Raw genomic sequence first — 20,212 nt, 5'->3', positions numbered from 1 at the left:
ACCCGAGCAAGTCTGTCCCGATGCGCATGGCCATCATGAGGGAACACCGTTCACGCGTCCGCCCGCTCACCGCGGCGGCGTTGGGTCTGCTCAGCCTCGCGTGGGTCCTCTCGCCCGGCGTCGCGCGAGCCCAATCGCCCGCTGACTGGCTGACGGGACTGCAGGAGCACGTCGCACCTCCCGGACAAGGCACTCCTTCTCCGCAACCGGGCCGCGAGAGCTCCGGGCCCGAGCAGAGCGAGGAAACAGCCTATGTGCGGATGGTGGCCCGGCTTACGGCCGATGGCGAGGAGATCGAAGAGGGCCTCACCTGGCGTGTCTACGGCCATGCGGCCGGTGAAGGAAAGACTTCGCTGATCGCAACCAAGCAGGACGCGCGGCCCTCGTTCAAGCTCAAGGTGGGCGACTACATCGTCAACGCCGCGTTCGGGCGGGCCCACATCACGCGGCGCATTTCCGTAAAGCCGGGAGGACCGGCAGACGGGACGATGGAAGAGTTCGTGCTCAACGCGGGCGGCCTGCGCGTCAAGGCGCTGGTGTCCGGCGCGGACGCTCCGCACAACACGGTGAGCTACGCGATCTATTCGGATCGCGACCAGACCGACAATCGCAAGCTCGTGCTGTCAGCCGCCAAGCCGAACCTCATCATTCGCCTCAATGCGGGCATCTATCACATCGTCTCGACCTACGGCGACTGCAACGCCGTCGTGCGCAGCGACGTCACTGTGGAAGCGGGCAAGCTCACGGAAGCGACCGTTACGCATTCTGCGGCGAAGGCCACGCTCAAGCTCGTGCACCGGGCTGGCGGCGAAGCGCTGCCCGACACGCAGTGGACGATCCAGACCCCGCAGGGCGATGAGGTGAAGGAGAGCGTCGGCGCACTCCCGACGCATATCCTCGCGCCCGGCAACTACACGGTGATCGCGAAATCACAGGGCCGCGTGTTCCAGCGGGATATCGCGCTCTCGAATGGCGAGACCACGCAGGTCGAGCTGATCATGAAGTGACGGGGCAGTAGGCAGTGGTTAGTAGGGATTCCTGAGTCCGGCTGCTCTCAGAAGTCGTTCAGCACCCAATCGGTGGGGCAGCCGTGCTTGCGCATCAGGTTCTCGGTCTCGCCGAGCTCCGCCTTCTGCTTGAGGTCGTGAAAGAGCGCGCGGGCGATCTGCCAGTGCTCACACGCGGTCGTCAGGTCTCCCGCCGCGCGCGCAAGCTCGGCAAGCTCAAGGCGCGCCTCGGCCTGGATGGCGGCGAAGCGGCTCTTTGCGGCCGAGCGGACGCTGGACCTTAGATGATCGGCTGCCTGATCGACGCGTCCTGCCGCGATCTCGTCGCGCGCAAACGACAGATAGAGGCTCGCAAGTGCGGCTTGGTTGTTCTCCGCCTCGGCGGCCCGGATGAGCTCTGGCCAATCCGCGCTCTCCGCCGCCATGGGCTCGGCCTCGAGCGCGCGCTCCTCCGCGACGGCCGCGGACGCGTCCTCGCGGGGCGCGGCTTCGCCCGGGGGCGTATCGGAGGATGGAATTGCGCGCAGCACTGCGGTTGCCTTTTCGGATCTCGGCTCTGGCGGCCGGCGCGTTCTGAGGATGACGATCAAGAGCAGGACGATGGGAACTAGAAGGGCAAGTGTTCCGGCGAGGCCGGTGATCTCGATGACGGCGACCACGAGGCCCGCCATTGCGACGCTCACGCTCACGCGCGGTTCTCCCTCATCACAGTCTCATATCTGCAAACAGCCTCTCCTCAGCGCAGCGGCGCCGCGGACAGAAGCCCCCCCCTCGTCCAAAGATTGTTGAGGCCGCGCTCAAGCGCAAGCGCGGATCTCGATCCGACGTTGCGATCGAACAGCTCTCCGTAGTTCCCGCCCTGCTTCACGAGCTGATAGCTCCAGTCGCGCGAGAGACCCATGGGCTGACCGAGATCCGCCTCGAGCCCCAGGAAGCGGCGTACATCCAGATTGTTCGAGCTGCGCAGGCCTTCGATGCCCTGGCTGGTGATGCCGAGCTCTTCGGCCGCGATCAGCGCCTCCACGGTCCAGCGGACGATGGAGAACCATTGCTCGTCGCCCTGGCGGATGACGGGGCCGAGCATCTCCTTGGTGATCAGCTCGGGCAGAATCACATGCTCGGCCGGATTGACGAGGCGGCTGCGCTCGGCCGCGAGGGTGGTGATGTCTCCGGTCAACAACGTGCAGGCGCCATCGGCGTAGGCCTTCGCTGCGTCGACCCACTTCTCGGACGCGACGAGCTGGTATCGCATCTTGCGGGTCTGAAAGTAGGTCTCGAGGCCGCGCTCGGCGCTGGTGCCGGTCATGACGCAGACGGAGGCGCCGGACAGCTCGAGCACGCTCGCCACCGCATGGCCGCGCCTCACCAGGAAGCCTTGGCCGTCGTGGAACAGGGTTCCGACGAACCGCACGCCGTATTCGGTGTCGCGCGAAAGCGTTCTGGCGCTGGCGCGAGGCAAGAGGTCCACCTCGCCGGAGGTCAGAACCTGGAACCGGTTTGCCGAGGACACGACCCGGTACTTCACCGCATCCTTGCGGCCCAGGACGGCTGCGGCCACGGCGCCGCAGAAATCGATGTCGAAGCCGGCCCAGGTGCCGTCGGCGGCGACGGCGGCAAAGCCGGGCATCCCCTCGGTCACGCCGCAAACCAGATGCCCCCGGGTGCGCACCTCGTCGAGCGTCGACGCGTTGCCTGCCGTGGAGGCCGCGGGCAGGCCCATCAGAGCGGCAGCCATGACCAGGACCAGCCCGCGCGCTCCCTGAGACCTAGGGTGCGCGAGATCGGTCGTCTGGCGATCAGGCGTCACGGGTGGGGGCCTCCGGATCAGTGGAACGTCGGCGGCAAACCCAGCGCTCTGGCGGGCCCGCCGGCATTTCGTGTACCGTCGCGTGGGTCGCGAAGGGCGGCCGCGCCGTACGCATCCCGCCCGTCACACATCCCGCGTTGCGCCCGGATGGTCAAGCCCTTGACCACAGTGGAAACTTGCGTCAAAGGGCGCTCGGCTCACCCCTCCCGTGCAGGTGGCGCCGGATCGATCTCCGCACGGCCCGATTTATGATTTTCTGCTGCTTTTCAAGGCGGCTCGGACGGCACGTCCTGCCGATCCGCCCGAGGGATCCGAACCTATGACGAAACCGAAAGATGGCTCCGGCAAATCCCGGCGTCCGGAAACCGAGATCCTGCACAGCGGGCGCGACCCCGCCCGCCAGCACGGCTTCGTCAATCCGCCGGTCTATCGCGGCTCGACCGTGATTTTTCCCACGCTGGATGCCATCGAGGCTTACGATGAGCAGCCGTTCAAGTACGGGCGGCACGGAACGCCCACGACCGCCGCGCTGGAAGAGGCGATCTGCAGCCTCGAAGGCGGCGCGCGCACCCTGCTCACCTCCTCGGGGTATCAGGCCGTCATAACCGCCATCCTCGCATTCGTGAAAGCCGGCGATCACGTGCTGATGGTGGACAGCGTCTACCAGCCTACGCGGCGCTTCTGCGATACGCTGCTCGCGCGCCTCGGCGTGGCGACGACCTATTACGACCCGCTCGCGGGGGGTGGCATCGCGGAGCTCATTCAGCCGAACACTCGCGTCATCTTCACGGAAAGTCCGGGCTCGCTGACGTTCGAAATGCAGGATATCGGCGCCATCGTGCAGGCGGCGCGCGCACGGGACGTCACCGTGCTGATGGACAACACGTGGGCGACGCCGCTCTATTTCCGTCCCCTCGACCACGGCGTGGACGTGTCGATCAACGCCGCCACGAAATACATCGTGGGTCATGCAGATGCCATGCTGGGTGCGATCACGGCGAACGCGCGCACGGCAAAGCTCGTCGAGGATGCGCGCGCCACGCTCGGCGGCTGTCCCGGCACGGAAGAGACCTATCTCGGGCTACGCGGGCTCAGGACGCTCGCCGTTCGCCTCGAGCGCCACCATCGCTCGGGCCTCGCGGTCGCCGAATGGCTGAAGGCACGGCCCGAGGTGGAGCGCGTGCTTCACCCCGCCCTGCCCTCCGATCCCGGTTATACGCTGTGGAAAACGCAATACTCCGGTGCGTCGGGCCTCTTCTCCATCATCCTGAAGCCCGCGCCCCGCAAGGCTCTGGCTGCCATGCTCGACGGAATCGAGCTTTTTGGCATGGGCTATTCGTGGGGCGGCTTCGAAAGCCTCATCGTTCCGTTCAACCCGAAACGCTACCGCACTGCAACGCAGTGGACGGCGGAAGGACCGGCGCTGAGGTTGCATGTGGGTCTCGATGACGTGGGCGATCTCATCGCGGACCTGGACGCAGGCTTCGCCCGCCTCAACGCGGCGCGTTAGCGTTTCTGAAAACCGGCGAGTTCGGGAACGAGCTTCTCCGGCATGGCGCATCCAGACCTAGCCGGTGAAAAGTGGTTGCCTGATCCGGCGTGTTTCCAAGCACGCTCCGAAGCGTCCGCGAAGTTGAACGATGAATTGCTTGAGGCGAAATCGTCTGCTTTCAGGCTCCCGGCCTCGCGCGCCGTAAGTGAGATTACAGTTAGCACATGCACAAAACTGCATGGCAACTGACGATCATTCGCGACTTATTCTTTTCACAATCGAAGAGCCTAAGAAACTCAGGCTGGAGCTTGATCGCAATCACCACGATCTAGACCTTCGTGGTATAGACGGAGCGTGACGGCCTCACTAATTAAGCTGCATATTAGCCAGAATAACAAAGAACCAGGCCTGCCTCGGCACACCTGGATTACGCACCCTCGAGGAGGAGCCCCCCATGATCCAACAAGCCCTGAACGAGCTTTCCCAGCAGATCCGGATTCGTCCGCGCTATGACAACTTTATCGGCGGTCAGTGGGTGGCCCCGGTCAAAGGCCAGTATTTCACCAACCTGACGCCCGTCACCGGCAAGCCGCTCTGCGAAGTCGCGCGCTCGTCGGCAGAGGACATCGAACTCGCGCTGGACGCCGCCCACAAGGCCCGCGCCGCATGGGGCAACGCCTCTCCGGCTACGCGCTCCGGCGTGCTGCTCAAGATCGCCGATCGCATGGAGGCCAACCTCAAGCTGATCGCCATGGTCGAGACGCTCGACAACGGCAAGCCGATCCGTGAGACCATGGCGGCCGACATTCCGCTCGCCATCGACCACTTCCGTTACTTCGCTGGCTGCCTGCGCGCCCAGGAAGGCTCGATCGCCGAGATCGATCACGACACCGTCGCCTATCACTTCCATGAGCCGCTGGGCGTCGTCGGCCAGATCATTCCGTGGAACTTCCCGCTGCTGATGGCCTGCTGGAAGCTCGCACCCGCACTCGCCGCCGGCAACTGCATCGTGCTCAAGCCCGCCGAGCAGACGCCCATGAGCATCATGGTGCTGATGGATCTCATCGGCGACCTGCTGCCCCCGGGCGTCATCAACGTCGTCAACGGCTTCGGCATCGAGGCCGGCAAGCCGCTCGCTCAGAACAAGCGCATCGCCAAGATCGCGTTCACGGGCGAGACGACGACCGGCCGCCTCATAATGCAGTATGCCTCGGAGAACATCATTCCGTGCACGCTGGAACTCGGCGGCAAGTCTCCGAACATCTTCTTCGCCGACGTCGCCGATCAAGACGACGACTTCTTCGACAAGGCGCTCGAAGGCTTCGCCATGTTCGCGCTGAACCAGGGCGAGGTGTGCACCTGCCCCAGCCGCGCGCTCGTGCACGAGAGCATCTACGACCGCTTCATGGAGCGCGCCGTCAAGCGCGTCGAGGCCATCAAGCAGGGCCATCCGCTCGATGCTTCGACCATGATCGGCGCCCAGGCGTCGAACGACCAGATGGAGAAGATCCTCTCCTACATCAAGATCGGCCAGGACGAAGGCGCCAAGGTGCTGACGGGCGGCGAGCGTAACATTCTCTCGGGCGAAGCGTCCGAGGGCTACTACGTGAAGCCGACCATTCTGGCTGGCCACAACAAGATGCGCGTGTTCCAGGAAGAGATCTTCGGACCGGTCGTGTCGGTCACGAAGTTCAAGGACGATGACGAGGCGCTCGCCATTGCCAACGACACGCTGTACGGCCTCGGCTCGGGCGTGTGGACCCGTAACGGCACCCGCGCTTATCGCTTCGGCCGCGCCATCCAGGCTGGCCGCGTGTGGACCAACTGCTACCACCTCTACCCGGCTCACGCCGCATTCGGTGGCTACAAGCAGTCGGGCATCGGCCGCGAGACGCACAAGATGATGCTCGATCACTACCAGCAGACCAAGAACATGCTGGTCTCCTACAGCCCGAAAGCTCTGGGCTTCTTCTAGGGTCTGGCCGGACCTTCCGAAGTCGGTTCCTTCCATCACAGCGCGGCCGAAAGGCCGCGCTGTTTTTGTTTGGAACAGGCACCGGAAGCCCGCGCCTTTCGAAAGCTCATGCCCGGCATGACGACGCTTACCGCGACCAAGGCCGCACGAGAGCTGATCGCAGAGCTCAAAGGCGAGCATGGCTCCCTCACCATTCACGTGTCCGGGAGCTATGGGGTCACGGTCATCTGCCTCAAGACGGACGAGCTCAACCTTGGCGCCCGCGACGTGCTGATGGGAACGATCGACGAGGTTCCTCTTTTCCTGATGACGAGCGAGATCGAGTACTGGCGTGGCAGCACGCTCATTCTCGATGTCGCGCACGGACTGGGACCGGGCTTTTCGCTCGAAGGGCCTCGCGGCGTTCACTTCACGTTGCGCAAACGGGCCAATCCCAGCAAACGTGTCTGGGACGCGAACGCAATCCTGGCGGCGGGCGCGCCGCCTTCACTTCCATTCAAGGACACCAACCGATGACTGATACACGCCCTACCCTCCGCTCGCTCCTCGCTCTGCCGGATACGCCCGCGCCGCTCTCGCAATCGGCGCTCGTGCTGATCGACTGCCAGAACACCTACCGTGAGGGCATCATGCAGCTCGAAGGCGTGGAGCCCGCGCTCGCGCAGTGCGCCAAGCTTCTGAAGCGCGCGCGCGATTCCGGTGCGCCCGTCATTCACATTCAGCATGATGCAGGACCGGGCAGCCCCTACGACGTGCGCGCGCACATCGGCTCTATCGCCGACGTGGTGGCGCCGGCCGCCGGCGAGAAGGTCATCACCAAGGCGTTTCCCAGTTCGTTCGAGCAGACCGATCTCGACGCCGAATTGAAGCGCCTCGGCGTTACGGACCTGGTGCTCGCGGGCTTCATGACCCATGTATGTGTGAACTCGACGGCGCGGGCAGCCTTCAATCACGGCTACCGCACGACGGTGGTGGGCAATGCCACGGCCACGCGCTCGCTCAAGAACCCCGTGGGCGGCGATCTGTCGGCCGAAGAGCTGCACAACGGCGCGCTGACGGCGTTGAGCGACATCTTCGCGATTGTGGTACCGTCCGAGGACAAGGTGCCGGCTTAACAAGGCGCCTCGGTCGGGAGGCATGAAGGAGGTCACAATGGTCGAACGAGTTTCGGCAACGCCGGAAGCGCTCGCGATGATCGAGAAGATCAAGGGCATGCACGGTCCGCTGCTGTTCCATCAGTCGGGCGGATGCTGCGACGGCAGCGCTCCCATGTGCTACCCGCGCAAGGAATTCCGCGTCGGCGCGCAGGATGTCTATCTGGGGGAGATCGGCGGGCAGCCGTTCTACATGGGCGCGGCGCAGTTCGACTATTGGCAGCACACGCATCTCATAATCGACGTGGTGCCCGGCCGCGGATCGGGCTTCTCGCTGGAAGCCCCCGAGGGCGTCCGCTTCCTGACGCGCTCGCGCGTGTTCACGGAGGCCGAATACGACGAGCTGGACAAGATCGGCCGTCCGCCAACCGGCGCCGAGCGCGAGCCAGTCCTGTCGTAACAAAGATTTGCCGGCCGCGGTGGTGCTGCCTGTGCAGCGCCGCGGCCGGCCCGTAACTCTGTGCGGGACGTTCTGCGCGAGACGGGGTTTTAGCGGCGCGCGCTTTTGCGCCCGGCGCCCGCAGCCTTCGCTTGCGCCTCAGCCTCGATCGCGGCCTTTGCCTCGGCCGCCGTGGGCTTGCCACGCATATCGAACTTGAGCTTCTCGAGCGCCTTCAACGCCAGCGGATCGAGCCCGGCGCCGCCTTCGTCCAGGTGCTCGAAGATCTGCTTCTTCATGCGCGGCTCCCAGAACTTCTGGATGTGATCGGCGATGCCGACCACCGCGCGCTCCTCGCCCTGAGAGCGGAAGAACTTGCCGATGTCGTTGGCCATACGGACGAGCGCGTCAGAGGGGGAGTGCATGCGTTTGGGTCTCCTGGCGAATGCCGTCGCCAGGCTGCGCGGCAAGTGCGATACGATGAGGGTGGGTGAAAATCTCGAATGCGTCGGGACGCGCGACAGCGACAAGGGTGATCCCGGCCGTCTCGGCGACGCGCAGAGCCAGCGCGGTGGGCGCAGACACGGCGACGAGGATCTCGACGCCGAGCGCTGCCGCCTTCTGAACCATCTCGACGGATACGCGGCTCGTGAGAACCACGAAGCCCTTCGCAGGATCCAGGCCAGCGCTCATCACAGCGCCGACGAGCTTGTCGAGCGCGTTGTGGCGTCCGACGTCCTCGCGGAGAAGCGCGATCGTGCCCTTTGCCGAATCCCAGAACGCCGCCGCATGCACGGCCCGCGTTGCGATGTTGAGCGTCTGCTGGGGCTGCATGGCGGCGAGGGCCTTCTGCACCTCGTCCGCAGTCGCCGAAGCTGACTTGCCGACGCGCCGAGGTTCCGGTACGGCGGCATCCAGGCTCTCGACGCCGCAGAGACCACAGGCCGTCGGCCCGGCAATACGGCGGCGGCGGGCGGCATGGTTGCGCCCGCTCTGCGGCGCGAGCCACATCCGCGCCTCGATGCCCTTCTCCTGCTCCACGATCTCGATCTCCCGGATCTCGGAGCGGCCTGCGATGATCCCTTCGGTCACCGAGAAGCCCACTGCGAAATCCTCGAGGTCGGCCGGCGTCGCCATCATGACGGCATGTGTCGAGCCGTCATAGACGAGCGCCACCGGCACCTCTTCCGGGATGAGCCGCTGTGTGTCCTCGACGCGGGCTTTAGACACCCGGCGCGAGGGCACGCGCGCAGACGTCTCCGCCATCGAAGCTACTCCGCGGCTTCGGCCGGCACGATGCGCCGGGTGAGATCGGAGAACTCCTCGTACTCCTGCTGATACGTGGTCGGGCCATTCGAGCGCGAGACCTCGACCGCCGTCACCTTGTACTCGGGGCAGTTGGTCGCCCAGTCCGAGAAATCCGTGGTGATGACGTTGGCCTGGCACAGCGGATGGTGGAACGTCGTGTAGACGACGCCCGGCGCCACGCGATCGGTGATCAGCGCATGGAGCGCCGTCTCGCCCGCGCGGCTCTTGATGGCGACCCAGTCGCCGTTCTTGATGCCGCGAGCCTCCGCGTCGTGCGGATGGATCTCCAGCACGTCCTCGGGATGCCAGACGACATTGTCGGTACGCCGCGTCTGCGCGCCGACGTTGTACTGCGACAGGATGCGGCCGGTGGTGAGGATCAGCGGATACCGCGGTCCGGTGCGCTCATCGGTCGGCACGTACTCCGTCATCAGGAAGCGGCCCTTGCCACGCACGAACTCTTCGATGTGCATGATCGGGGTGCCCTCGGGGGCCTCGTCGTTGCACGGCCACTGGACCGAGCCGCCGAGCTCCTCGATGCGCTTGAACGAGATGTTGGTGAAGGTCGGCGTCAGACGCGCGATCTCGTCCATGATCTCGCTCGGGTGCTTGTAGTTCCAATCGAGGCCGAGCTCCTTGGCGATGAGCTGGGTGACCTCCCAATCGCCGTAGCCATTCTTCGGCTTCATCACGCGACGCACGAGCTGCACGCGGCGCTCGGCGTTGGTGAAGGTGCCGTCCTTCTCGAGGAAGGTGCAACCCGGCAGGAACACGTGGGCATAGCGCGCGGTCTCGTTCAGGAAGAGATCCTGCACGACGACGCACTCCATGGCCTCGAGGCCAGCGGCGACGTGATGCGTGTTGGGATCGGACTGGAGAATGTCCTCGCCCTGGATGTAGATCGCCTTGAACGAGCCCTCGACGGCCGCATCCAGCATGTTGGTGATGCGCAGACCCGGCTCCGGATCGAGCTTGCAGTTCCACTCCTTCTCGAAGAGCGTCCGCGTCGCGGTATCCGAGACGTGGCGATAGCCCGTGAGCTCGTGCGGGAACGAGGCCATGTCGCAGGAGCCTTGCACGTTGTTCTGGCCGCGCAGCGGGTTCACGCCGACGCCGGGCCGGCCGAAGTTGCCGGTGGCCATTGCAAGGTTCGCGATGCCGATGACGGTGGTGGAGCCCTGCGAGTGCTCCGTGACGCCGAGGCCGTAGTAGATCGCGCCGTTGCCGCCGGTGGCGTAAAGGCGCGCGGCTCCGCGGATGTCAGCCGCCGGAACGCCGGTGTACTGCTCCATCGCCTCCGGAGAGTTGCGCTCCTCGGAAACGAAAGCCTTCCACTCCTCGAACGCGTCGATCTCGCAGCGCTCGCGGATGAACTTCTCGTTGAGGAGGCCCTCGGTCACGATGACATGAGCCATGGCCGTGACGACGGCGACGTTGGTGCCCGGCTGGAGTGCCAGATGGTAGTCGGCCTTGATGTGGGGCGACTTGACGAGATCGGTGCGGCGCGGATCGACGACGATCAGCTTCGCGCCTTCACGCAGGCGCTTCTTCATGCGGCTGCCGAACACGGGATGGGCGTCCGTGGGGTTGGCGCCGATGACCATGATGACGTCGGACTCTTCGACCGAGTCGAAGTCCTGCGTACCGGCCGACTCACCCAGAGTCGTCTTGAGACCGTAGCCCGTCGGCGAATGGCAGACGCGGGCGCAGGTGTCGACGTTGTTCACGCCGAAGCCGGCGCGGATGAGCTTCTGCACGAGGTAGGCCTCCTCGTTCGTGCAGCGCGAGGAGGTGATGCCGCCGACAGCGGTGCGGCCGTACTTGTCCTGGATGCGCTTGAACTCGGATGCGACGCGGCCGATCGCCTCTTCCCAGGTGGTCTCACGCCAGGGATCGGTGACCTTGTCGCGCACCATCGGCTTCATGATGCGATCGGGATGGGTGGCGTAGCCGTAAGCGAAGCGGCCCTTGACGCAGGAGTGGCCGCGGTTGGCCTTGCCGTCCTTCCACGGAACCATGCGCACGACTTCCTCGCCGCGCATCTCAGCCTTGAAGGAGCAGCCGACGCCGCAGTAGGCGCAGGTGGTGATGGCGGAATGCTCGGGCTGGCCGATCTCGATGACGGGCTTCTCGATCAGCGTGGCAGTCGGGCAAGCCTGCACGCAGGCGCCACACGACACGCACTCGCTGTCGAGGAAGGCTTCGTTCATGCCGGGCGACACGCGGCTGTCGAAGCCACGGCCGGAGATGGTGAGCGCGAAGGTGCCCTGGACCTCCTCGCAAGCGCGCACGCAGCGATTGCAGACGATGCACTTGGAGGGATCGTAGGTGAAGTACGGGTTGCTCTCGTCCTTTGCCAGCCACTGGTCGTTGGCGGCGCCGTCGACGCGGCTCTTTGCGAAGACGTGGTTCGCACCATCGTAGCCGTAACGCACGTCACGCAGGCCGACAGCGCCGGCCATATCCTGCAGCTCGCAATCGCCGTTGGCCGCGCAGGTGAGGCAGTCGAGCGGATGGTCCGAAATGTAGAGCTCCATCACGCCCTTGCGGATGGCTGCAAGACGCGGGGTCTGCGTCTTGACGGAGATGCCCGGTGCGACCGGCGTGGTGCAGGATGCGGGCGTGCCGTTGCGGCCCTCGATCTCCACGAGACAGAGGCGGCAGGAGCCGAAGCTCTCCAGCATGTCGGTGGCGCAGAGCTTGGGGATGGTGGTGCCCATGTCCATAGCGGCGCGCATGATGGACGTGCCTTCGGGCACCGTCACCTCGACGCCGTCGATGGTCAGCGTCACGAGCTTCTCGGACTTGGACGCCGGGGTGCCGAAGTCGGTTTCTTTGATCAGGCTCATGGGTTACTCCGCTGCCTCGGCCAGCTTCTTGCCAGGCCGGCCGAAATCTTCAGGGAAATGTGTCAACGCGCTCATAACGGGATATGGGGTGAACCCACCCAAAGCGCAAAGCGATCCGAATTTCATCGTGTTGCACAGATCTTCGATGACGGCCAAGTTGGCGGCCGTATCGACGCCCGCCATCACCTTGTCCATCGTCTCGCGACCACGGGTCGAACCGATGCGGCACGGCGTGCATTTTCCGCAGCTCTCGACAGAGCAGAACTCGAAGGCGAAACGGGCCATCTTGGCCATGTTCGCAGTCTCGTCGAAAACCACGATGCCCGCGTGACCGATGAGGCCATCGCGCGCGGCGAAGGCCTCGTAGTCGAACGGCGTGTCGAACAGGCCGCGCGGGAAATAGGCGCCGAGCGGGCCACCGACCTGAACGGCCTTTACAGGACGCCCCGACAGGGTGCCGCCGCCGATGTCGTCCACCAGCTCTCCCAGCGTGATACCGAACGCCGTCTCGAACAGGCCGCCGAACTTCAGGTTGCCGGCGAGCTGAATGGGCATCGTGCCGCGCGAGCGGCCCATGCCGTAGTCTGCGTAGGCCTTCGCGCCTTCCGCGAGCACGAACGGCACCGCGCAGAGCGAGAGCACGTTGTTGATCACGGTCGGCTGGCCGAAGAGACCTTTGTGGGCCGGAAGCGGGGGCTTGGCGCGAACGAGGCCGCGACGGCCTTCGAGGCTCTCCAGAAGCGACGTTTCCTCGCCGCAGACGTAGGCGCCAGCGCCGATGCGCACCTCAAGCTCGAACGCGTGCTGGGAGCCAGCGACGCTGGACCCGAGGTATCCGGCCGCCTTCGCCGCGTCGATGGCGGCGTTGAGCGCGATCGCCGCGTGCGGATACTCCGAGCGCAGGTAGATGTAGCCGCGCGTGGCGCCCACCGCGATGCCGGCGATGGTCATGCCTTCGACCAGCAGGAAGGGATCGCCTTCCATGATCATGCGGTCGGCGAAGGTGCCGCTGTCGCCCTCGTCCGCGTTGCAGACGATGTACTTCTGCTGACCCATCGGCGTGTCGTGGACCGTCTTCCACTTGATGCCGGTCGGGAAGCCGGCGCCGCCGCGGCCGCGCAGGCCCGACTTCGCCACCTCGTCCACGATCTCGATGGGCTTCATCGCGAGTGCGCGCTCGAGGCCCTTGTAGCCGTCGTGGGCGCGGTAGTCCTCGAGCGAGACGGGATCGGTGATGCCGCAGCGCGCGAACGTCAGGCGCGTCTGGCGCTTGAGATAGGGATGGTCGTCGACGACGCCGATCGAGAGCGGATGCTTGATCTGGTCTACGGGCTTGCCCTGCAGAATGCCGGCCTTGACCAGGCTCTCGACATCAGAGGGCGCGACCGGGCCGAAGCCGTAGCGCACGCCTTCACGCTCGATTTCGACCAGCGGCTCCAGCCAGAGCATGCCGCGCGAGCCGTTGCGGACGATCTGAACCTGCACGCCGGCCTTTTTGGCGGCTGCGCCGAGCGCGGTTGCAACCTCGTCTGCGCCGCATGCGACTGCCGCGGCGTCGCGCGGAACAAAAATGCGAAGCGTCATGACTGGGCCTCCTTCAGGAGCTGGTCCAGACGGTTCGCGTCGACACGGCCGACGATGCGGCCATCGATCATCGCGGAGGGGGCGGTGGCGCACAGGCCGAGGCAGTAGACGGCCTCGAAGGTCACCCGGCCGTCAGGAGTTGTATTGCCGCATTCGACGCCGAGGCGAGACTCGGCGCGCTCGACCAGCTTCTCGCATCCCATCGACTGGCACGCTTCAGCTCGGCACAACTTCAAGATGTGCTTGCCGGGCAGTTGATGGCGGAAGTCATGATAGAAGGTGATGACGCCGTGCACCTCGGCACGCGAGAGGTTAAGTTCCCGCGCGAGCACGGGAGTTGCCTCTTCCGGAACGTGGCCGAACGCTTCTTGAAGAGCATGGAGAATGGGCATCAACGGCCCCTCCAGCCCTTTGTGATCAGCGACGATCTCGACCGTGCGCTCTTCGCTCCACGGTTCGAAACGGCTCATGGCGGCCCTCCAATGTATTTATAGTTATTTCAATGTAGATCAGGTTAGCGACCCCAAAGATCAATAGACGTGTTTCGTGCCACGATAGATTGTTTCTATCGGGTGACGCGAATTCTTTCCCCTAATCGTCAAGTTTCTTTGCGGGAAGTTGTTGCTTTCGTTAGGTTTCCTATGCGCTTTGCTAGCGCAATGAAGGCCGCGACCACAGGCGAGTGGGGTTCGCGCTTGGTGACGATCAGCCCGATCTTGTGCGTAACAGTCGGATTGACCAGGGAGATCGACCGCAAACGACTCGGTCGATCGAGCGTTTCGGCGAGCCGCGACGGCAAGATGCTGGCCCATTCCCCCGACATCACGTGGGCATAGAGGATGAGCATCGAGTTGCTCTCAAGCGTCGGCTTCTGATGCACGCCCGCCTCCGCCAGATGATGATCGATCAGGCGGCGGTTCTGCATGTCCGGGGTGAGAAGGCACAGCGGAAGCTGCCCGGCCTCTGCCCAAGTCACCTGCTCGCGCTTGGCCAGCGGACTTTCAGGCGCAACCAGCAGCACGTAGTGCTCATCGTAGAACTGGATGGTCTCGAAGCGCGGCGGGGGCTCCGCGTCAACGTAGGAAATCCCGATGTCCACCTCCAGATTTTCGAGCCGGGTCAGGATCGAATCCGAGGTCATGGAGAGGATGGTGAGATTGACGTCGGGGTACCGGCGGCGCATGGGCACCGTCAGCTCGGCCAGAAACGGCAGGGACGTGGGGATGACCGCAAGCCTGAGATGGCCCGACAAGCCCTTCTTGAGGGCATCGATCTCCTGGCGCATGGCGCGGGCGTCGCCCACGATCCGGCGCGCCCAATCGAGAACACGCTCCCCCTCCGGGGTGAAGCATCGAAACCGCGAGCCACGCTCGACGATCAACACACCGAATTGATCTTCAAGGCTTTTCAGTGCCGAAGAGAGTGTTGGCTGGGTGACCCCAGACGCGTCTGCCGCTCGGCCGAAGTGACGTTCACGTGCGAGGGCCAGGAGCAGTTCAAGCTTATCGATCATGACCTAACTGGGAGCCGCTGGGCTTAAACTATAGACTACAGGGCTCGCCAGCGCACGGCACAGTTGTCGGGCACTGCCCGCTTTTTTCTCATCGAAGCCGATTTGGCGCCGGCATTGTCGACAATAACGCGAATGTTAACGGAATTGTCGTCCGGACGAGGCCACGCGCCGTCCTGGATCCCGCTGCCCGGCGTCTTCCCCCGACGGCGATCGCTCAAATTGCAGGCAATGCGTTTCCCGGCGATTCACCACATCGGGAGGATTACATCCTGCCGAGGACCAGAGGACTGCGGAATTTACGAGTTCTAAGACGTTGCCGGATGAACGTTAGCGGACCTCATTCCGGAGACAGCTCCATGTTTGCGTTCATCGCGTCTCAAATGGCCTCGTTGCTCGGCAATCCCACCGCCGACGACCGGCGCCGCCGCAACCGTGCCTCGTCCCGGATCGCGAACCGCGCGCAGGAGTTCGCGGGCGACCAGAACGGTAGCATCGCCATCATTTTCGCGTTGTCGCTGGTCGCGTTCTGCCTGTTCGTGGGCGCGGGCGTCGATTTTGGCCGCTGGCAAGCGGCGCGTCAGCAGACCATCGCCGCCATGGACGCGGCCGTGCTGGCGGGTGGACGCATTCTCCAGCTCAACGACAAGGACGTCACCGGCGCCCGCGAGGCCGCGCTCAAGTATTACCAGGAGAACACCAAGAACCGCCCCGAAGTGATCGACGATACGATTGCCTTCGACGCCGTCGACAACAACACCGCCTTTGCCGCGACCGGAAACGCCTACATCAAGACCGCGTTCCTGGGCTTTGCGAACATTCCGAGGCTCGCGCTGCTCGACGTCTCCGAAAGCCAGTACTCGAAGGCCCTGCTGAAGGCCGGCGGCAAGGAGAACACGCCCGTCGAGATCTCGATGATGCTCGACGTCACGGGCTCGATGGGCGGCACCAAGATCAGAGATCTGAAGACCGCGGCCACCGACCTTGTCAACATCGTGATCTCGGACAGCGCCAACGCAAATCCGGTGCGCGTCGCGATCGTGCCGTTCGCGGAAGGCGTGCGCCTCCCCTCGAGCGCCAACACCAAGGCCCGCGGCACCCCGGCATCCTCTGTGACCTACCCCTACTCGACGCGAAACGGAACTTCATCGATCTCCTACTACCCGACGGAGTGCGTGGTCGAGCGCACGGGTGCCAACAAGTATACCGACGTGGCGCCCGGTAGCGGCAACTACGTCATGACCCTGTTCAACAGGGCAGGCGGCAGCTACGGCATTTGCGGCCTGCCCGCCGCCGACGAACTGGTTCCGCTCACGAACAATAAGACGACGCTGACGAACAAGATCGCCAACCTCGTGCTGTCGAATACGACGGCGGGCCAAATCGGCACGGCGTGGACCTGGTATACGCTGTCACCGAACTGGAACTCGCTGTGGTCCGCCTCGAGCGCCGCCGCCGCCTATGGCAGCGACACGCGCAAGATCGCGATCCTGATGACGGACGGCGAGTACAATCTTCAGTACGACGCCAAGGGTGTTCAGACGAGTTCGACCGGAGCCGGCAGCGCGGCCAACGGAGATTCCGCGACACAAGCTCGCGCTGTCTGCACCGCCATGAAAGCGAAAGGCATCACCGTCTACACGGTGGGTTTTGCTCTCGGCGGCAACGCGACCGCGATCCAGACGCTCGACCATTGCGCCACGGACCCGTCCAAGGCGTACACGCCGAACACGGGCAGCGAGTTGCAGCAGGCCTTCCGCGACATCGCGCTCAAGATCAACCAGCTCTATCTGACGCACTGACCGGCCTCTCCCCGCCATCAGTCCGCCACCGACGCGCCGGATGCTGAAAAGCCCGGCGCGTTTTCTTTTTCGTTGGCCAGGCGACTTCTCCACAGGATGGCCGATGGGATGCGTGCCTGACGCGGCGCGGCGTGCCAGACTGGCATTCGACCGACGAGCTTGAAGGGCCCCTTCATTTGACCACCAGACCCGTGTTTGCCGCCGCAGGGCTCGTCCTCGCGCTTCTGCTCATGGCCGGATGCTCGTCCGGCCCCTCCAACACCGCGCCGCCTCCGGCACCGGACGCGGCGGGAGGCGACGGCGTGAGGCGTAGTCCCGTCGTTGCGGGCCGGCGCGCGCGCGTGTTCGTCATGGCGGGCTTCGGGGCCAAGTGCGAGAGCCTGCCCGCGCCCGCCATCGCCATCACGGCGGCGCCGAGCAAAGGCACGGTCACCTTCGAGCCCGGTCAGGAAACGACGATCAATACGAGCGCCTCCGGGACCTGCATCGGTCAGCGGGTGCTCGGCACCGGCATCTACTACACCGCCCGGGAGGGCGAGACCGGCGCCGACACGTTCTCCATCCAGGCCGAGCTTGGCGGGGACGTCACACAGCGGACGTTTTCCGTGGAGATCGTTCAGTAAGCGCAACAGGCTTTGGGCGCCCGGCCTGCATTGGGCGCGTTTGTCTCGTCCAAAAGTCGCAGGAATGCCCGGTTGTCCCCTCCCCCTCGCGACCGTAGGCTAGACGCCCGCTGTTCGTTCCCGGAAGAGAAGCCCCCTATCGCGTCCTTCTTATTCGGGACACCGGATCAGAGTAACGACAATCTGTTGCTCTGAGCTTCCTTCGAGTGCCTGACCGTCGTTTCCGATGTAGGCCGCACGCTTGCATCCCGGCCGATCAAGCCCTCGCACCAAGATCTGTCGTGCTTCTGTTCCGGAAACCCGGATCATTCCTTCTTCCGGAAGCACGCTGCCCGTCCGCCAGGCCTCGCTTCGCCCCGGCCTCGTCCTTTGTCCATTCGCTCGATATTCATGGCCAACAAATCCCAGCGCACGCGCATCACCGCCCAAGAAGCGTTGCAGTTCCACGCTCAAGGCAAGCCCGGCAAGCTCGAAATCACGCCGACGAAGCCGCTCGTCACCCAGCGGGATCTGGCGCTGGCCTATTCGCCGGGCGTCGCGGTTCCGGTGGAGGCCATCGCCGAGAACCCCTCGCTCGCCTACGACTACACCAACAAGGGCAACCTGGTTGCGGTCGTCTCCAACGGCACGGCGATCCTCGGTCTCGGCAATCTCGGCGCGCTCGCGTCCAAGCCGGTGATGGAGGGCAAGGGCGCGCTGTTCAAGCGCTTCGCCGACATCGACGCGCTCGACCTTCTGGTGGACACCGAGGACGTCGAGGCCTTCATCAACTCTGTGCGCTACCTCGGACCGAGCTTCGGAGGCATCAACCTCGAGGACATCAAGGCGCCGGACTGCTTCATCATCGAGGAGCGTCTCAAGGAGCTGCTCGACATTCCCGTGTTCCATGACGATCAACATGGAACCGCCATCATCGCGGCTGCGGGTCTCATCAACGCGCTCGAACTCACGGGACGCGACATCGAGAACTTCACGCTGGTGGTGAACGGCGCGGGTGCGGCGGGCATCGCCTGCATCGAGCTTCTCTGCGCGCTCGGCATGCCGAAGAAAAACGTCATTCTCTGCGACACCAAGGGCGTCATCTACCAGGGCCGCAAGGACGGCATGAACCAGTGGAAGTCGGCGTATGCGTCGAAGACAAAGGCACGGACGCTGGCGGAAGCGCTTGCAGGCGCCGATGCCTTCTTCGGGCTCTCCGCAAAGGGTGCCGTAACGCAGGACATGGTGGTCTCGATGGCCGCGAAGCCGATCATCTTCGCCATGGCCAATCCCGATCCCGAGATCACGCCCGAGGAAGTGCAGGCCGTGCGCGACGACGCCATCGTGGCGACGGGACGGTCTGACTATCCGAACCAGGTCAACAACGTCCTCGGCTTCCCCTTCATCTTCCGCGGCGCGCTGGACGTGCAGGCGCGCACCATCAACGACGACATGAAAATCGCGGCCGCACGCGCACTCGCGGCCCTCGCGCGCGAGGACGTCCCGGACGTGGTGATGGCGGCGTTTCTCGGCCGCCGCCCGACGTTCGGGCCGGAGTACATCATTCCTGCGCCGTTCGATCCGCGCCTCATCAGCCACGTGTCGCCCGCGGTTGCGCAGGCGGCGATGGATTCCGGCGTCGCGCGCCGCCCCATCGTCGACATGGACGCCTATATCTCCCGCCTCAAGGGGCGGCTTGATCCGGTGTCGAGCTGGCTGCAATCGGTGTTCGAGCAGGTGCGGGCTGCTCCCAAGCGCATCGTGTTCGCCGAAGGCGAGGATCCGGCCGCGATTCGCGCCGCCAACAGCTTCTATTCGCAAGGTCTCGGCGTTCCCGTGCTGGTGGGGCGCGAGGATGTGATGCGGGAGCGCTTCCGCGAGCTCGGCATAAAGTTGCGCAACGAGTTCGAGATCATCGATCTCAGGAACTCGCCGTTCAAGGACGAGTTTGCCGATGCGCTCTATGCGCGCCTTCAGCGCCGCGGCTTTCTCAAGCGCGACTGCGTGCGCCTCGTCACCAACGAGCGCAACGTCTTCGCGGCGCTGCTCGTCGCCAGCGGACATGCCGACGGCATGGTGGCGGGCGTCACCCGCAACTGGACCAGCGTGTTCCAGGACGTGCTGAGGGTCATCGACCCCAAGCCGAACCGGCACGTGATCGGCGTGAACCTCGCACTATGCCGCGGCCGGGGCGTGCTGGTGGCGGACACCAATGTCAACGACGTGCCCACGGCCGAGCAGCTTGCGGACATCGCAACCGAAGCCGCAAATGCCGCGCGCAAGTTCGGCATCGATCCGCGCGTCGCCCTCCTCAGCTACTCGACCTTCGGCCAGCCGCCGAGCGAGCGTTCCGAACAGGTGCGCGAAGCCGTGCGCATCCTCGCCGAGCGGGATGTGAACTTCGAGTTCGACGGCGACATGGCCGCGGACGTGGCGCTCTCGCAGGATCTGCTCAGCCTCTATCCGTTCTGCCGCCTGACGGGGCCTGCGAACGTGCTGGTGATGCCGACGGTGCATGCCGCCTCGATCTCCATCAAGATGCTGAAGGAGCTTGGTGGAGCGACCATCATCGGACCGCTGCTGGTGGGCCTCGAGAAGAGCGTGCAAATCTCCACGCTCGGCGCGAAGGATTCCGATATCGTGAACCTGGCCGCGCTGGCGGCCTACGACTTCGGCGGCTGAGCGGATCGTCTGGTCCCTATTGCGTCTGGCGGTCGTCTGAACATTCGGCGCGCAACGGGGT

General features: G+C 64.7%; 17 protein-coding genes. 9 read left to right on the top strand and 8 right to left on the bottom strand.

Features of this window, described 5'->3' with window-relative positions:
• Positions 1-35: 35 nt before the first annotated feature.
• Positions 36-1,007, top strand: coding sequence for a hypothetical protein (locus tag F812_RS23790; RefSeq protein WP_051113831.1), 972 nt, complete (start codon positions 36-38; stop codon positions 1,005-1,007).
• Between the two features lie 47 nt (positions 1,008-1,054).
• Here the strand turns inward: F812_RS23790 and F812_RS25515 are convergent, their stop codons facing one another.
• Positions 1,055-1,696 (bottom strand): hypothetical protein, encoded by a 642-nt coding sequence (locus F812_RS25515; protein ID WP_156827400.1) that lies wholly within the window; start codon positions 1,694-1,696, stop codon positions 1,055-1,057.
• A 47-nt stretch (positions 1,697-1,743) separates the two neighbouring features.
• Positions 1,744-2,814: an amino acid ABC transporter substrate-binding protein gene (locus F812_RS0112675; protein WP_245257674.1), complete on the bottom strand. Its 1,071-nt coding sequence runs from the start codon at positions 2,812-2,814 to the stop codon at positions 1,744-1,746.
• Between the two features lie 319 nt (positions 2,815-3,133).
• Here F812_RS0112675 and metC point away from each other — a divergent pair, with 319 nt between their 5' ends.
• From metC to F812_RS0112650, 5 genes are all read left to right on the top strand, one after another.
• On the top strand, positions 3,134-4,324 hold the full coding sequence (metC, locus tag F812_RS0112670) for a cystathionine beta-lyase (protein ID WP_026868099.1): 1,191 nt from the start codon (positions 3,134-3,136) through the stop codon (positions 4,322-4,324).
• Between the two features lie 436 nt (positions 4,325-4,760).
• Positions 4,761-6,281, top strand: coding sequence for an aldehyde dehydrogenase (gene adh, locus F812_RS0112665; protein ID WP_020086353.1), 1,521 nt, complete (start codon positions 4,761-4,763; stop codon positions 6,279-6,281).
• A 117-nt stretch (positions 6,282-6,398) separates the two neighbouring features.
• Positions 6,399-6,797: a DUF779 domain-containing protein gene (locus tag F812_RS0112660; protein WP_083929197.1), complete on the top strand. Its 399-nt coding sequence runs from the start codon at positions 6,399-6,401 to the stop codon at positions 6,795-6,797.
• Complete coding sequence (locus F812_RS0112655; protein ID WP_020086351.1) at positions 6,794-7,396, top strand: cysteine hydrolase family protein; 603 nt, start codon at positions 6,794-6,796, stop codon at positions 7,394-7,396. The genes F812_RS0112660 and F812_RS0112655 overlap by 4 nt, the downstream gene beginning before the upstream one ends.
• Positions 7,397-7,433: 37 nt before the next feature.
• On the top strand, positions 7,434-7,835 hold the full coding sequence (locus tag F812_RS0112650) for a DUF779 domain-containing protein (protein WP_026868098.1): 402 nt from the start codon (positions 7,434-7,436) through the stop codon (positions 7,833-7,835).
• 89 nt (positions 7,836-7,924) lie between these two features.
• Here F812_RS0112650 and F812_RS23780 read toward each other — a convergent pair whose 3' ends face one another.
• From F812_RS23780 to F812_RS23770, 6 genes are all read right to left on the bottom strand, one after another.
• The gene (locus F812_RS23780) at positions 7,925-8,239 is read right to left on the bottom strand and encodes a formate dehydrogenase subunit delta (protein WP_020086349.1); all 315 of its coding nucleotides are present in this window, start codon (positions 8,237-8,239) and stop codon (positions 7,925-7,927) included.
• Positions 8,223-9,080, bottom strand: coding sequence for a formate dehydrogenase accessory sulfurtransferase FdhD (gene fdhD / locus F812_RS23775; protein WP_020086348.1), 858 nt, complete (start codon positions 9,078-9,080; stop codon positions 8,223-8,225). The genes F812_RS23780 and fdhD overlap by 17 nt, the downstream gene beginning before the upstream one ends.
• 5 nt (positions 9,081-9,085) lie before the next feature.
• Positions 9,086-11,971 carry a formate dehydrogenase subunit alpha gene (gene fdhF, locus F812_RS0112635; protein ID WP_020086347.1) on the bottom strand — a complete coding sequence of 962 codons (2,886 nt, stop codon included), beginning with the start codon at positions 11,969-11,971 and terminating at the stop codon, positions 9,086-9,088.
• Positions 11,972-11,974: 3 nt separating this feature from the next.
• Complete coding sequence (locus F812_RS0112630) at positions 11,975-13,555, bottom strand: formate dehydrogenase beta subunit (RefSeq protein WP_020086346.1); 1,581 nt, start codon at positions 13,553-13,555, stop codon at positions 11,975-11,977.
• Complete coding sequence (locus tag F812_RS0112625; protein WP_020086345.1) at positions 13,552-14,025, bottom strand: formate dehydrogenase subunit gamma; 474 nt, start codon at positions 14,023-14,025, stop codon at positions 13,552-13,554. Before F812_RS0112625 ends, F812_RS0112630 begins: the two co-directional genes overlap by 4 nt.
• A 128-nt stretch (positions 14,026-14,153) precedes the next feature.
• The gene (locus F812_RS23770; RefSeq protein WP_051113817.1) at positions 14,154-15,068 is read right to left on the bottom strand and encodes a LysR family transcriptional regulator; all 915 of its coding nucleotides are present in this window, start codon (positions 15,066-15,068) and stop codon (positions 14,154-14,156) included.
• Positions 15,069-15,424: 356 nt separating this feature from the next.
• On the opposite strand from F812_RS23770, the gene F812_RS23765 reads away from it, so the two are divergent.
• From F812_RS23765 to F812_RS0112605, 3 genes are all read left to right on the top strand, one after another.
• Complete coding sequence (locus tag F812_RS23765) at positions 15,425-16,867, top strand: TadE/TadG family type IV pilus assembly protein (RefSeq protein ID WP_020086343.1); 1,443 nt, start codon at positions 15,425-15,427, stop codon at positions 16,865-16,867.
• Between the two features lie 176 nt (positions 16,868-17,043).
• Entirely contained in the window at positions 17,044-17,490 is a 447-nt protein-coding gene (locus F812_RS0112610; protein WP_156827399.1) for a hypothetical protein, read from the top strand.
• A gap of 390 nt (positions 17,491-17,880) precedes the next feature.
• A complete protein-coding gene (locus F812_RS0112605; RefSeq protein WP_020086341.1) occupies positions 17,881-20,151 on the top strand; it encodes an NADP-dependent malic enzyme in 2,271 nt (756 codons plus the stop codon).
• The last annotated feature ends 61 nt before the right edge of the window (positions 20,152-20,212 follow it).

It is taken from the genome of Hyphomicrobium zavarzinii ATCC 27496 (assembly GCF_000383415.1).
Classification (GTDB): Bacteria; Pseudomonadota; Alphaproteobacteria; order Rhizobiales; family Hyphomicrobiaceae; genus Hyphomicrobium_C; species Hyphomicrobium_C zavarzinii.
Note: the sequence above shows the minus strand (reverse complement) of the source record. Positions and strands in the feature narration are given on the sequence as shown.

Coding starts and splice junctions, on each gene's coding strand:
- F812_RS0112660 (WP_083929197.1), top strand. CDS start 6,399: ATGACGACGCTTACCGCGACCAAGGCCGCACGAGAGCTGATCGCAGAG.
- F812_RS23770 (WP_051113817.1), bottom strand. CDS start 15,068: ATGATCGATAAGCTTGAACTGCTCCTGGCCCTCGCACGTGAACGTCAC.
- fdhD (WP_020086348.1), bottom strand. CDS start 9,080: ATGGCGGAGACGTCTGCGCGCGTGCCCTCGCGCCGGGTGTCTAAAGCC.
- F812_RS0112605 (WP_020086341.1), top strand. CDS start 17,881: ATGGCCAACAAATCCCAGCGCACGCGCATCACCGCCCAAGAAGCGTTG.
- adh (WP_020086353.1), top strand. CDS start 4,761: ATGATCCAACAAGCCCTGAACGAGCTTTCCCAGCAGATCCGGATTCGT.
- metC (WP_026868099.1), top strand. CDS start 3,134: ATGACGAAACCGAAAGATGGCTCCGGCAAATCCCGGCGTCCGGAAACC.
- F812_RS0112630 (WP_020086346.1), bottom strand. CDS start 13,555: ATGACGCTTCGCATTTTTGTTCCGCGCGACGCCGCGGCAGTCGCATGC.
- fdhF (WP_020086347.1), bottom strand. CDS start 11,971: ATGAGCCTGATCAAAGAAACCGACTTCGGCACCCCGGCGTCCAAGTCC.
- F812_RS23790 (WP_051113831.1), top strand. CDS start 36: ATGAGGGAACACCGTTCACGCGTCCGCCCGCTCACCGCGGCGGCGTTG.
- F812_RS23780 (WP_020086349.1), bottom strand. CDS start 8,239: ATGCACTCCCCCTCTGACGCGCTCGTCCGTATGGCCAACGACATCGGC.
- F812_RS0112625 (WP_020086345.1), bottom strand. CDS start 14,025: ATGAGCCGTTTCGAACCGTGGAGCGAAGAGCGCACGGTCGAGATCGTC.
- F812_RS0112655 (WP_020086351.1), top strand. CDS start 6,794: ATGACTGATACACGCCCTACCCTCCGCTCGCTCCTCGCTCTGCCGGAT.
- F812_RS0112650 (WP_026868098.1), top strand. CDS start 7,434: ATGGTCGAACGAGTTTCGGCAACGCCGGAAGCGCTCGCGATGATCGAG.
- F812_RS23765 (WP_020086343.1), top strand. CDS start 15,425: ATGTTTGCGTTCATCGCGTCTCAAATGGCCTCGTTGCTCGGCAATCCC.